The sequence below is a fragment of the Pseudomonas putida genome (assembly GCF_028682455.1).
GTDB classification, from domain to species: domain Bacteria; phylum Pseudomonadota; class Gammaproteobacteria; order Pseudomonadales; family Pseudomonadaceae; genus Aquipseudomonas; species Aquipseudomonas putida_AA.
The window spans coordinates 203,897-216,866 of the sequence record NZ_JANHLD010000005.1 but is presented as its reverse complement, the minus strand read 5'-3'; the positions used below and the strand labels follow the sequence as shown (position 1 = coordinate 216,866).

Below are 12,970 nucleotides of genomic sequence, written 5' to 3'. Positions count from 1 at the left end.
TGCCGTTTTTTCGTTGCTCGGTTCACCGCTTACTTGTGCAGTGTTTCCGCTGCATACAAGGTGTTCTCCAGCAGGCAGGCGCGGGTCATCGGCCCGACGCCACCTGGCACCGGCGTGATCCAGCCGGCGCGGGGCAGGGCAGTCTCGTAGACCACGTCGCCGACCAGCTTGCCATCGTCCTGGCGGTTGATGCCGACGTCGATGACAATCGCGCCTTCCTTGATCCACTCGCCCTTGACCAGGCCCGGCTTGCCGGCGGCAACCACCACAAGGTCGGCACGGCCGACGTGGCCGGCCAGGTCCTTGGTGAAGCGGTGGGTCACGGTCACGGTGCAGCCTGCCAGCAGCAGCTCCATGGCCATCGGACGACCGACGATGTTCGAGGCGCCGACGACAACGGCGTTCATGCCGTACAGGTCCTGGCCGGTGCTTTCGAGCAGGGCCATGATGCCTTTGGGCGTGCACGGGCGCAGCAGCGGGATACGCTGGGCCAGGCGGCCGACGTTATAAGGGTGGAAACCATCGACGTCCTTGTCCGGGCGGATACGCTCGAGCAGCAGCGATGCATCCAGGTGGGCAGGCAATGGCAACTGCAGCAGGATACCGTCGATGTTCGCATCATCATTGAGGCGATCGATCAGGTCGGTCAGGGCCTGTTGGGTGGTCTCGCTGGGCAGGTCGAAGGCCTGGGAGATAAAGCCGACCTCTTCACAATCTTTACGCTTGTGCGAGACATAGACTTGAGAGGCGGGGTCGGTGCCGACCAGGATCACCGCCAGGCCAGGCGTACGCAGGCCTTGCTGGCGACGCTCCACGACACGTTGGGCGATCTGCTGGCGCAGGTTGGCGGCGATCGCCTTGCCGTCGATAAGGTGTGCAGTCATGACGCGTGATTAACCATCGAGAGGGAATAAAAAGAGCGCGCATTCTCGCATGAAGGGGCCCGAGGGCAAAGGCGCTTGGTCCGGCAATTCCCCTAAGCCCTTAAATAAAATGAATTTTTTTGAAAAAAGAGTTGACGACCTAACCACTCGTCTATAACATTCGTCGCACTTGTCGGGCAGAGCCTAGCACTGGTTAGCAAGGTCAGGCAGAATGAGCGGATTTGGTAGCTTGTTCGGTACGGCTAAAAGTTAATTTGTAATCGTAACAGAAAGCAGATTAAATATGCGCCCGTAGCTCAGCTGGATAGAGCATCCGCCTTCTAAGCGGATGGTCGCAGGTTCGAGTCCTGCCGGGTGCGCCAATAGGCAGCTTAGGCACAAGTAAAGCGGTAAATGCAATATGGTGGGCGTAGCTCAGTTGGTAGAGCACAGGATTGTGACTCCTGTTGTCGTGGGTTCGATCCCCATCGTCCACCCCATATTCCAGAAAGGCGCCTGATGAAAATCTGGCGCCTTTGCTTTAAAAGCTTCATGCGGACGTGGTGAAATTGGTAGACACACTGGATTTAGGTTCCAGCGGCGCAAGCTGTAAGAGTTCGAGTCTCTTCGTCCGCACCATCCAAGCTTTCACCGCCCTTCGCTGAAGTGCGAGAAAGCACAGAAAAAGCCGCCTGGAGCGGCTTTTTTCGTTTCTAGCGCTTCACTTTCCTCCCTCGGTCGCATCCCCCTACTGATTTCTGCCAGAATTCCGGGTTTTTGCTTTCTGGATATTCGTCGTGGACAAAGACATGGACATCACACGCACAGGCAGGTCAGCCAATTGGCGGGTTTACTACGAGCACCATGAGGGTCGTCCGGCTTCAGCGCTGCTTCGGGCAGCCTTGCCCCGGATCGGTACCGACGTAGTTGGCCGGCAGGCAGTGGATCTTGGATGCGGCGCCGGTAATGACAGCAGGTTTTTGCTTGAGAACGGTTGGCATGTACTGGCGATTGATCGTGAAGAAAGTGCGATCAATCGGGTAACGGCAATGGGCGAGGGCTTCCCGCAGGGGCAATTGCATGCAGTTGTGCAGGCGTTTGAAAACCTGGTGCCATTACCGGCGTGTTCACTTGTGTTTGCCGGTATGGCCTTGCCGTTTTGCCATCCGGAGCATTTCGCCGCCTTATGGAAGAATGTTTTGTCTGCGTTGGAGCCCGGGGCTGTTTTTGCGGGAAATCTGTTTGGCGACAGGGATAGCTGGGCTGGGCGGCCATTCATGAGTTTCCAGACACAAGCTCAAGCCCGGACGCTGTTCGAAGGCCTGGAGCTGGAGTTTTTTCATGAGCATGAAGAAGATGGACCCTGCATGCAGGGTTTCAAGCACTGGCACCGGTTCGACTTTATTGCGAAAAAGCCGATGTCTGGTGGGGCTCGGTAACTCAAGCGATCATCGCCGAACGCAATTTATTAAATAATTCTGATTTTCATTTCCCTTTTTTGCGCCTTCACGTGACCTCTCTACAAAGATCATTTTTCAATGTTCAGGGAGCGCCAAGTGAAGAGCACACAGCCAGCCGCCGTGCAGCGGTTGCAGCACAACAACAAGGGCAAGGCAGCGAAGGCGGCGCGTGGCGCGCTGACAGCCCTGGCGCTGGCAGTCGGGATGACAGCGGGTTCGGCGGTGATGGCGGGCGAGGTGAAAGCCGCCCAGCAGGCCAGCGCCCGCAAGCATTACGAGATTGTTTCCGGCCCGCTGGCGCCCGCCTTGAACCAGCTCGCCGGCGCAACCGGCATCATGCTGACCTACGCCCCTGAACTGAGCGAAAACCGCAGCACCCAGGGGCTCAACGGTGACTACACCGTCAAGGAAGCCTTCGACCTGCTGTTGATGGGCACGGGCCTGTGGATCGAGCGGCTCAAGGACCGCACCTATGTGCTGCGGGTCAACGAGCAGCGCTCCGATGCGCTGGAAGTGGCGCCGACCATGGTCGGGGCGCTGGCCGAGCGGCCGGGGGCGATCCAGAGCAGTCGCGAAGCGCATCCGGAGCGCCAGGATCTCAACAGCCTGGTGCGCTCGATGCCCGGTACCTACACCATGCATTCGCGCAGTCAGCCCGGGGTGTCGGTCAACATTCGCGGCCTGTCCGGTCTTGGGCGGGTCAATACCATGATCGATGGCGTCACCCAGACCTTTCGCAATAACGCAGGCCACGGTTCGGGCGGGCCGATGGCGTTCGTTGATCCCAACCTGCTGGCCGGTGTCGATGTGCAGCGTGGCGCGGTAGATGGCGCCGAAGGGGCGAACACCCTGGGCGGTACGGCGAATTTTCGTACCTTCGATATCGATGATATCGTCAAGCCGGATCACCGCATCGGCTTTCGTTCCACCTACCGCACCGGCAACAACGGTTACGGCAACACCCGCATGTTCGCCGCAGGCGCCAGGACGCAACCTGAAGATGTCGATGGTGTCTACGGCATCGTCGCGGCCGTCAGCAGTACCCAGACCGGCGAGTACGAGACCAGCTCCGGACAGACCAACGAGTACGACACCACAAAGCAGAGTCCGCGCTCCGGCCTGCTCAAGCTGCGCCTGCAACCCAATGATATGCACCGCCTGGACTTGAGCGGGGTCAAGTACCGCAACGAGTTCTATCACAACTACCCCTGGCAGCTGGATAACGAAACCTACCGCGCCAAATACGCCTACACCCCCTATAGCGAATGGGTGAGCCTGACGGTCAATGCCTACCAGAACAAGACCGAGCTCGAGTACCCGCCGGTAGAAGACTCCAGCTATATAGGCCGAAAGACCCGCGACGATGCCCACGGCTTCGACTTCACCAACATCAGTCGCTTCAACCTGGGCGTGGTCGAAGCCAGTTGGAGCAACGGCGCCCGCTACTACACCGATGACTTCGTCGCCAAGACGCCGGAAAAGCGTGGCGCCAACCCCGAAGGCAAGCAGGCCACCCACAGTGTGTTCAGCACCCTGGAACTCAACTACGACATCTATGCCCTGACCCTGGCTGGGCACTACGACGGCTACAAGGTCAGCGGCCACGTACCCAAGTGCTCGATCATCGGCCAGTGCCTGGAGATCGGGGGCGGCGATATCGATGTGACCCGCCGCGAACACAGTTTCAATCCGCGCGTCGGCTTTGCCGTGAAGCCGTATGACTGGATGCAGCTCTATACCAGTTGGTCGCGTACCACGCGGGCGCCGCGGGTGCAGGAAATATTCTTCGAAAAAGTCCCGCTCGAAGCCGATGCCAGTGATGCCGACGGAGTAGGGGCCAACCCGTTCCTGCGCCAGGAGCGGTCCACCAACTATGAGTTCGGGGTCAACTTCAGCCGCGCCGGGTTGCTCGGCGATTCGGACTACGGGCAACTGAAGATCAACCGCTTCATCAGCAAGATCGACGGCTACATCACCCCGCAGTCCTTCGACATTGTCGATGACGAAGGCGAGTACTCGGCGAAGATGAACTGGGTCAACTGGCCCGAGCAAGTGCGCATGGATGGCTACGAGGTGGAAGGTCGCTACGACGTCGGCTTCTTCTATACCAACCTGTCCTGGACCCGCGCCACCACTAAGGCGCCGACCACCTCGGGCATCGAGCTTGAAGACATCAACAGTCAGCCGGACCGCTACTGGACCCTGGATATCGGCACCCGCTGGTTCGACGAGCGCCTGGTGCTCGGTGCGCGCGGCGAGTACTCGGGCTCGGCCGAAGAAAGCTGGGACTGGTATGAAACCAAGAAAACGCCTTCTACCGGTGTGCTCTGGGATGTGTACGGCAGCCTGCAGGTGCAGAAAAACCTGAGTGTGTTCTTCAACGTCGAGAACGTTGCCAACAAGGTCTACAGCTACAACGCCTCGGTGGACTCGATCATGTCCGCCTCGCTGGACCGTGGCACCGGTCGCGGCCGCACCGCTTCGGTCGGCTTCACCTTCGAGTATTGAGTGGCACAGGTCGGGGAGCTTTCTATGTACAAGCAAGGATTCGCGGCGCTGTGCCTGGCGCTGCTGATGGGGTGTGCCAGTGTCAACACCTCGCCACAAGACGCGGTCTACGCCTCGATGGAGGCGAAGATTGCGCAGTGGGGGGCGATTGTCGAGCTCAGCAGCGGCCGGCAGGTCAGTGCGCACGAGTTGCTCGATGCGCTGGCGCCTGCCAGCACACTGATGGTCGGCGAGGTGCATGACAATCTGGCCCACCATTTGATCGAGCAGTGGCTGGTCGCCCGCCTGGCCGAACGCCGTGCTCATGGCGCGGTGGTGCTGGAGATGCTCGACAGCGACCAGCAGCGTCCGGTGGCCGATGTGCAGGCCTGGCTGCGCCAGGGCAATCAGGTGCGTGCGCCGCGCTTGCGCCAGATCATGCAGTGGGATGAGCGCTGGTCGTGGGAGCAGTACGGTGGGTTGGTCCAGGCGTTGATGCCGGCACCGTATCCGCTGATGGCGGGCAACCTCTCGGCTGCCGAGCGCAAGCGCTTGATGAACACCCCGCAGGCTGAGGTTGACGGGCTGTTTCCCACGCCCGCGATTGCTGCGCGCCAGCGCGAGTACATCCTGCGCATGCACTGTGGCCAGATCGACGACCAGCGCCTGACCGGCATGCTCGCCATACAGCATGCCCGCGACCTGCGCATGGCCCAGGTGCTCGACCGCGCCGAGGCGCCGCGGCTGTTGTTCGCCGGTACCTTGCACACCCTGAAGAGCCAGGGTGCGCCCCAGTACTTGCTCAAGGGGCCGCAGGATCCCGGGCTCAAGGTGCTGGTGATCAGCGAGCAAGGCCACGCACCGAGCAGCACCGATGCAGACTATCTGTGGCTGTTACCTGCCCACGATGCAGAGGGCGCATCGCTGCTGGCCGCGCCTGCCGAGTGCGATCTGCCTGCCTCGACCCCCACGCATTGAGCCTGATCCCTACAAGGAATTTACCGATGACCGAAATGATCGCAATCGAACACGATACCCACCCGGCCGCCGATTGTTTGCACCTGGACTTTCCTGCCGTGGAGGTGGCCGCACAGCTGCATACCCTGGGCCCGGTGCTCACCCGAACCCCGGCCAGCCATGCCTGGATCGAGCAGCTGGGGCGCTACCCGCAGTCCGACGATATCAGTGAGGCGGGCCTGGTGATTGGCGAAGATGGCTTGGACTTGCGCCTGAATCTGCGTGCCTGGTACTGGATGGGCGTGTCTCATGATGCAGCTACTGGCACTTATGGCCTGAACGTCTTCGATCGTCACGGCAGACGGTTGCTGTGCCTGATGTCGGTGCCTGAGTCTTCTTCTGCGGATTGGGCGCAATTGTACGGTCGTTGCGTGGAGTGCCGACCTGCTTTTGCGGTAAGAGAGCCTTTCACCAAGCGTGAGCTGTACATACCGGGCTTGGTGGAAGAGTGGGCGGCAATGAGCAATGTGCATGAGCATTTTGCCTTGCTCAAGCGCCATGGCCTGACGCGCTACGAAGGTAATGAATTGGTAGCGCCTCAGTTCGCCCGTCGCCTGGCCGAGAGGCGTCCGGTCGCATTGTTCGGTCAACTGGCAGGGAGTGGGCTGGAGTTGATGTTGTTTGTGTACAGCGCGGGCAGTGTGCAGATTTTTACCGGGCAGTTGTCGGGCATGCAGGTTCATGAGGGCCGCCTGGTGTTCGAGATGCCCGCAACGACGCTGGCCGCGGCAACCTGCTTCAGCATAGAAGACGCCGAGGCGGCGCAGACCTGGCGCGTGCACAAGCCCAGCGGGCTCGGAGGGGTGACCAGTCTTGAATTGTTCGATGCCGAGCAGCGCTTGATCGTTCAGGTTTTTGCCCGTCGTCCGGCCGGTGAGCCAGAGCAGGCGGCCTGGCGCCAGTGGCTGGATGCACTGGAGGCGGGGCAATGAAAAGGTGCTGTCTTGCCGTATGGCTGTTTGTCAGCGTGGGTGCGTTCGCCGCAGCTGAAAGGGCCGATACGTTGGTGGTTGGCAATGACCTGGCGGAAATCGTCGAGCGTCTGGAGGCGGGCGAGAGGCTGGTCGGTCGGGACGACTCCAGCCGTTATCCGCCAGCGATCGCCAACCTGCCGTCGGTGGGGTATCTGCGTCAATTGTCGGCCGAAGGAATTCTGGCCCTCAAGCCGCAGCGTGTGTTGATCAGCGATGCGGCGCGACCGGTGATCGTCCTGCGTCAGCTCGAAAGCCTGGACCTGGAAGTGATCAGCGTCGCCCGTGGCAAGGGTATCGGCGACATACCCGCTAAGATCGACCAGGTCGCCCGAGTGATGGACCGCCAGGCGCAAGGGCAGCCATTGATCGCGGAGCAGCAGCGGCTGGCTGCCGAGCTTGCCAGGATACCGAGGCTCAAAGGCCGCAAAGCGTTGTTCATTTTCAACCGTGCGGGCATGACACCCTTGATCATGGGGCGTGGCACCGAGGCCCATGCTGCGCTCGAGCAGGCCGGCATCGAAAACAGCGCCCCGTTCAACGCCTACAAGCAGGTGGCGGCAGAGGCCATGGTGGCGCTGGCGCCCGACTTCGTCATTGTCAGCAAGGCAGGCCTGGAGGCTCTGGGGGGCGAAGATAATCTCTGGAAGCTCGGTGGCCTGGCGCATACGCCCGCCGGGCAGCAGCGTCGCCTGGTTCAGGTCGATGACCAGGCGTTGCTGAACCTGGGGCCCCGTACTGTGCAGGCCATGCTGCAGTTGCGCCGCGATGCCGGAGCCTTGTTCCCATGATCCGTATTCAAGGTGCTTCGGTGCACCCCCTGGTATTGATGCTGGCGGGGTTGAGTCTGTTGCTGGTGGTGTGCTCGCTGGTGGGCAGCATCGGGTTGTCGCCGGCAATTCTTGTTGGGGTGTTGCCGGCGCCACTGGAGTGGCAGATCTGGTATGAGGTTCGCTTGCCGCGCCTGTTGCTGGCGGTGCTGGTGGGCTCCACGCTGGCGGCGGGCGGTACCGCCATGCAGGGACTGTTTCGAAACCCGCTGGCCGACCCGACCCTGCTCGGGCAGGCCAGTGGCGCTGGGCTTGCCGTGTCGATCTGGGTAGTGCTGGTCAACGGTCGGCTACCGGGCTTTGAGTTGTACGGGCAGTTTTTCGCAGGCTTTATCGGCGCCTTGCTGGTGACCGTGGTGATCTTTCGCATCGGACGTGGTAATCGGGGGCGTGAATCCACCATTACCCTGCTGCTGGCCGGGCTCGTCATCAATACCCTGACCGGCGCCGTCGGCGGCATTCTTGCCTACATCGCCAGCGAAGAGCAGCTGCGCCAGCTGAGCCTGTGGGGCATGGGTAGCCTGAGCAGTGCGCAATGGTCGACCTTGAGCGTGGCATGCCTGGTGCTGCCGCCGGCGTTGTGGGTGCTGGCGCGCTGCGCCTCGGACCTGGACCTGTTCCAGTTGGGTGAGATGTCGGCCCATGCCGCGGGCCTGAACGCGGATCGCTTGAAAAGCCGTGTCGTGCTGGCCTCGTCGCTGGGCGTCGGGCTGTGTGTGGCGCTGACCGGGATCATCGGCTTTATCGGCCTGCTGGTGCCGCATTGCCTGCGCTTGTACTTCGGGCCTGGGCATCGCTTGCTGATCCCGGCGTCGATGCTGTGTGGCGCCATCCTGCTTTTGCTGGCCGACACCCTGGCCAGGAGCCTGACCAGCCCTGCAGAAATTCCGGTTGGCCTGGTCACCAGTGTGATCGGTGGGCCCTACTTTTTATGGCTGCTGCTTGGGCGCAAGGTGCGGGAGTTTTGAGATGCTTGAACTGATCGATGTCGGCCTGGCGCAGCCGTTTGCACTGGCACCGGTGAAGGCCTCTATAAAGGAAGGGCAACTGCTCGGCTTGATCGGGCCCAATGGCGCCGGCAAAAGTACCTTGCTCTCGCTGATGTCCGGCTACACCCAGCCTGCCAGTGGCGAGGTACATCTGATGGGCCGCCCGTTGTCCGACTACAGCGCGCAACAACTGGCCGCCCGGCGTGCCTTGGTCACCCAGCAGATGGACAGCGTGTTTGACTGGCAGGTGCTGGAGTTTATCCAGCTCGGGCAGCAGCACAGTGGCGAGCCTTGCTGCAGGATCATCGATGCCCTGGATATCCGTCATTTATTGGCGCGCGGCGTGTTGTCCTTGTCGGGCGGGGAGCTGCAGCGGGTGACCATCGCCCGGGCTATGAACCAACTGGCGATCAGTCCTTATGGCGAAGAGGAGGGTAATCACCCCGGGCGCCTGCTGCTGCTCGACGAGCCTACCAGTGCCCTGGATATCGGCCAGCAGCAAAACCTGATGCGGGTTCTGCGTTCGCTGGCTCGCTCCCCGCGCATGGCGGTGGTCTGCGTGCTGCACGACCTTAATCTGGCGGCGCGCTATTGCGACCGATTGTGGCTGCTGGATCAGGGTAGGTTGTGTGCCGAGGGTGCGCCGGCGCAGGTGCTCAGTGAACAGCGCATCGCCGAGGTATTCGGGGCGCAGGTCAGGGTTGAGGTCGCTCAGCCCCAGGGGGTGCGGATCGACCTGCTGGTCTGAGCGCACTGTCCGTTCAGCGGGCGCTCAGCGTGACCCAGTAGTTCGAGCGCCGCTGCACCTGGATCGGCAGGGCATGAGCCACGGCATGGAGCACGGCGTCGCTGTCGGCCAAGGGGTAGACCCCTGAAATACGCAGGCCGGCTACTTCGTCGGTGCAGCGCAACAGGCCAGGGCGATACCGCGCCAGTTGCCGGATAAAGGCATCCAGGCGCATGTCTTCGGCCACCAGCAGGCCTTTGCTCCAGGCGGGCTCGGTTGCGACGCGTGCAGGTACGCTGGCCTGTCGGATATCCAGGTGGCCGCACTGTCCGGGGCTCAGGCGCACGGTGCCGGAGGGGGCCTTGAGCGGTTGGAGTTCCACGCTGCCTTCGAACAGTGACACCTGGGTGCTGTCATTCGACAGCTCGACCAGAAAGCGCGTACCCAGCGCCTGGACGCTGCCTTGGGGTGTCACGACGCTCAACGGGGCGGATGCGTAGCTGGGGGCGTGTCCGCTATTGACCAGCAAGCGGCCGTTGTTGAGCAGCAGGCGTCGGTGCTGGTGGGTCAGTTGCGCCACCACTTCGGTCTCGGCATCCAGTGTCAGCTGGCTACCGTCCGCCAGGTTCACGTTGCGAGGCGAGCTGGCACCGTTGCAGTAGACAAGGCCCGAGGGCGACTGGCTGCGGTAGAGCAATTGCCCGGCACCGCCGAACAGACCCAGCAGGGCCAAGGTCTTGATTGCACTGCGACGGCTGCTGCCCTGGCCTTTGGACAGGCTTTGGTAGCCGGCTCGAGGGTCAAGCCCCGTCAGGCGTCGACGAAAGGCTTGGATGTGCTGCCAGGCCCGCTCGTTTTCAGGGTCGGCAATGCGCCAGCGGTCCAGCGCCTGTTCCTGTTCGGGGTTGAGCGGGCCGTCCATGGTTTCTGTCAGCCACTGGGCGGCTTCGCGGCTGGTGCGGGCGTTGAACGGGGCGCAAGGGCTCATGGCAGTTGGGCAAAAAAGCAGTGTTGGTTGGCGCGCACCAGGTACAGCTTCACCGATCTCGTACTGACCTGCAGGCGCTGGGCGATGTCGGCGATCTTCAAGCCTTGCAGGTGAGAGAGCAGAAACGCCTCGCGCACCTTCCAAGGCAGGGCATCGAGCATGCGGTCGAGCAGGGTCAGCGCTTCAAGGGCCAGCACGCGGACCTCGGGGGAAGGCTCCACGGCCTCGGGCAAGCAGGCCAGTGCCTCGAGATACGCTTGTTCGACAAGCCGGCGCCGATAGACATTGGCCATCAGGCGGCGGGCGACAGTCGACAGGAACGAGCGCGGTTCGCGGATGTGGAACAGGTCCTTGGCGCTGAGGATACTCAGGAAGGTGTCCTGGGCAATGTCTGCAGCGTGCTCGGGGCAACCGATGCGTTGGCGCAGCCAGCGGTGCAGCCAATGATGGTGGTCCTGGTAGAGCGTTTGCAGGCAGGCGTTGGGCGAAGCAGGGGTAGGGAGGGGTGCCATCGTGATGCTGGGCCGGTATGGAGCAAAATGATGGCGCAGTATAACGATTATCATTATCAGGTGGTATTGAATTGTGTTTGCCCGAATACTGGCCTGGAGCGCCGTGTACTGGTGACAAGGGGCCAAAAGCTGATAGATTTCAGCCGGTTGAGGCCGTGGTCAACGGCAAGCTGGGATGAGGACCGCTCCATGATTTCAAAAGAACGCCAGGCCAGCGCATTGCAGCGCTTCGCCCAGGCCAATCCGCAGTTGCTCGAAGAGATCGCCGGGCTCAGCGCGCATGAGCAGCAACAGCAGATCGAATGGGCGTTCGAGGATGCCGCCCAGGAGCAGGGGCTCGAACCTTGGGAGTTGACCCTGCAACTGATCGCCGGCTCCGAAGACGAGCTAAAGGCCATGCGTCTTGAGGTGCACCGGGAAGTGGCCCAGGCCCTGGGAATGGGGTGGGAAGAATATTGCGGTATCAACGAGATAGACGAGTCGGCGCCCTGAGGCCCGGTTTTGTAGTGTTTTGACAACTATTTCTGGCTACCCGGGGCCTGGCGTTCTCCGTGAGTTGCGGTAGCGGCCAGGCCTTGGATAGCGGGTCTTGAGCGCCCCTGGGCAAGGTTTTTGCCAGGGGCTGTAAATGAAATGGACCGGCGTGCTTTCCCGTCGTCTTGAACGGGGTGACTTCTGGCCTTTGAGCCACTAGAATGCTTGCCCTTGATTCTGGAGTCGGGTATCGCCGGCTAACGTCTGTGCAACGAGGAATATCCATGCAAGTTTCTGTTGAAAATACTTCTGCTCTCGAGCGTCGCATGACCATCGCCGTTCCGGCAGAGCGCGTCGAGACCGAAGTCAACAAGCGTCTGCAACAGACTGCCCGTCGCGCCAAGGTTCCAGGCTTCCGTCCTGGCAAAGTGCCGATGAGCGTGATCCGTCAGCGCTACGAAGACGCTGCCCGTCAGGAAGCCTTCGGCGACCTGGTTCAGGCTTCCTTCTACGAAGCCGTGGTTGAGCAGAAGCTGAACCCGGCTGGCGCCCCTGCCGTCGAGCCAAAGTCGTTCGAAAAGGGCAAGGACCTGGAATACGTCGCGATTTTCGAAGTATTCCCTGAGTTCACCGTTGCCGGTTTCGACTCGATCGCCGTCGAGCGCCTGAGCGCCGAAGTGGCCGATGCCGACCTGGACAACATGCTGGAAGTCCTGCGCAAGCAGAACGTCCGTTTTGAAGCCACCGACCGCGCTGCCCAGAACGAAGACCAGCTGAACATCGACTTCGTCGGCAAGGTCGACGGTGAAGTGTTCGCCGGTGGTTCGGCCAAGGGCACCCAGCTGGTACTGGGCTCGGGTCGCATGATCCCAGGCTTCGAAGAAGGCCTGGTCGGTGCCAAGGCCGGTGAAGAGCGCGTTCTGAACCTGACCTTCCCAGAGGACTACCAGAACCTGGACCTGGCTGGCAAAGCCGCCGAGTTCACCGTTACCGTCAACAGCGTTTCCGAGCCTAAGCTGCCAGAGCTGACCGAAGAGTTCTTCGCCCAGTTCGGTATCAAGGAAGCGACCCTGGAAGGTTTCCGCACCGAAGTTCGCAAGAACATGGAGCGCGAACTGCGTCAGGCCATCAAGACCAAGATCAAGAACCAGGTAATGGACGGCCTGCTGGCTGCCAACCCGATCGAAGTGCCGAAGGCCCTGCTGGAAAACGAAGTCAACCGCCTGCGCGTTCAAGCGGTTCAGCAGTTCGGTGGCAACATCAAGCCTGAGCAACTGCCGGCCGAGCTGTTCGAAGAGCAAGCCAAGCGCCGCGTCGTACTGGGTCTGATCGTTGCTGAAGTGGTCAAGCAGAACGAACTCAAGCCAGACGAAGATCGCGTTCGCGAAATGATCCAGGAAATGGCCTCGGCCTACCAGGAGCCTGAGCAGGTCGTTGCCTGGTACTACAAGAACGACCAGCAGCTGAACGAAGTCCGTTCGGTTGTGCTGGAAGAACAAGTTGTGGATACTGTTCTGCAGAAAGCGACTGTGACCGACAAATCGGTCTCGTACGAAGAAGCTGTCAAGCCAGCGCAGGCTCCTGCCGCTGACTGATTTCCTTCTCTCGTAGGAAAACACCACAAGCCAGCCTTCGAGCTGGCTTGTGCGTAT

General features: G+C 61.3%; 12 protein-coding genes and 3 tRNA genes. 12 read left to right on the top strand and 3 right to left on the bottom strand.

Annotated features, from left to right (window positions below):
- Positions 1 to 29 precede the first annotated feature (29 nt).
- Positions 30 to 884: a bifunctional methylenetetrahydrofolate dehydrogenase/methenyltetrahydrofolate cyclohydrolase FolD gene (gene folD, locus NPS58_RS27945; protein ID WP_274118429.1), complete on the bottom strand. Its 855-nt coding sequence runs from the start codon at positions 882 to 884 to the stop codon at positions 30 to 32.
- Between the two features lie 285 nt (positions 885 to 1,169).
- Here folD and NPS58_RS27940 point away from each other — a divergent pair.
- The 10 genes from NPS58_RS27940 (at position 1,170) to NPS58_RS27895 (ending at position 9,365) form a co-directional block, all read left to right on the top strand.
- A tRNA-Arg gene (locus tag NPS58_RS27940) sits at positions 1,170 to 1,246 on the top strand.
- Between the two features lie 41 nt (positions 1,247 to 1,287).
- A tRNA-His gene (locus NPS58_RS27935) sits at positions 1,288 to 1,363 on the top strand.
- 54 nt (positions 1,364 to 1,417) lie between these two features.
- Positions 1,418 to 1,502 (top strand) — tRNA-Leu (locus tag NPS58_RS27930).
- A 170-nt stretch (positions 1,503 to 1,672) separates the two neighbouring features.
- Positions 1,673 to 2,302 carry a class I SAM-dependent methyltransferase gene (locus NPS58_RS27925; RefSeq protein WP_274118428.1) on the top strand — a complete coding sequence of 210 codons (630 nt, stop codon included), beginning with the start codon at positions 1,673 to 1,675 and terminating at the stop codon, positions 2,300 to 2,302.
- Between the two features lie 117 nt (positions 2,303 to 2,419).
- Complete coding sequence (locus NPS58_RS27920) at positions 2,420 to 4,831, top strand: TonB-dependent receptor (RefSeq protein WP_274118427.1); 2,412 nt, start codon at positions 2,420 to 2,422, stop codon at positions 4,829 to 4,831.
- Between the two features lie 24 nt (positions 4,832 to 4,855).
- Positions 4,856 to 5,788 (top strand): ChaN family lipoprotein, encoded by a 933-nt coding sequence (locus tag NPS58_RS27915; RefSeq protein WP_274118426.1) that lies wholly within the window; start codon positions 4,856 to 4,858, stop codon positions 5,786 to 5,788.
- Between the two features lie 26 nt (positions 5,789 to 5,814).
- The gene (locus NPS58_RS27910) at positions 5,815 to 6,759 is read left to right on the top strand and encodes a ChuX/HutX family heme-like substrate-binding protein (RefSeq protein WP_274118425.1); all 945 of its coding nucleotides are present in this window, start codon (positions 5,815 to 5,817) and stop codon (positions 6,757 to 6,759) included.
- Entirely contained in the window at positions 6,756 to 7,589 is an 834-nt protein-coding gene (locus NPS58_RS27905) for a heme/hemin ABC transporter substrate-binding protein (RefSeq protein WP_274118424.1), read from the top strand. The genes NPS58_RS27910 and NPS58_RS27905 overlap by 4 nt, the downstream gene beginning before the upstream one ends.
- A complete protein-coding gene (locus tag NPS58_RS27900) occupies positions 7,586 to 8,596 on the top strand; it encodes a FecCD family ABC transporter permease (protein ID WP_274118423.1) in 1,011 nt (336 codons plus the stop codon). Before NPS58_RS27905 ends, NPS58_RS27900 begins: the two co-directional genes overlap by 4 nt.
- A 1-nt stretch (position 8,597) precedes the next feature.
- Positions 8,598 to 9,365 (top strand): ATP-binding cassette domain-containing protein, encoded by a 768-nt coding sequence (locus NPS58_RS27895; RefSeq protein WP_274118422.1) that lies wholly within the window; start codon positions 8,598 to 8,600, stop codon positions 9,363 to 9,365.
- Between the two features lie 13 nt (positions 9,366 to 9,378).
- On the opposite strand, the gene NPS58_RS27890 is transcribed toward NPS58_RS27895, so the two are convergent.
- Both NPS58_RS27890 and NPS58_RS27885 read right to left on the bottom strand, forming a co-directional pair.
- A complete protein-coding gene (locus NPS58_RS27890) occupies positions 9,379 to 10,332 on the bottom strand; it encodes a FecR domain-containing protein (protein WP_274118421.1) in 954 nt (317 codons plus the stop codon).
- The gene (locus tag NPS58_RS27885) at positions 10,329 to 10,844 is read right to left on the bottom strand and encodes a sigma-70 family RNA polymerase sigma factor (RefSeq protein ID WP_274118420.1); all 516 of its coding nucleotides are present in this window, start codon (positions 10,842 to 10,844) and stop codon (positions 10,329 to 10,331) included. Before NPS58_RS27885 ends, NPS58_RS27890 begins: the two co-directional genes overlap by 4 nt.
- A 189-nt stretch (positions 10,845 to 11,033) precedes the next feature.
- Between NPS58_RS27885 and NPS58_RS27880 the strand changes: the two genes are divergently transcribed.
- Together NPS58_RS27880 and tig are read left to right on the top strand one after the other, a co-directional pair.
- The gene (locus NPS58_RS27880; protein WP_274118419.1) at positions 11,034 to 11,336 is read left to right on the top strand and encodes a DUF6388 family protein; all 303 of its coding nucleotides are present in this window, start codon (positions 11,034 to 11,036) and stop codon (positions 11,334 to 11,336) included.
- Between the two features lie 266 nt (positions 11,337 to 11,602).
- Positions 11,603 to 12,913, top strand: a complete 1,311-nt coding sequence (tig, locus tag NPS58_RS27875) for a trigger factor (protein WP_274118418.1) — start codon at positions 11,603 to 11,605, stop codon at positions 12,911 to 12,913.
- Positions 12,914 to 12,970: the final 57 nt, after the last annotated feature.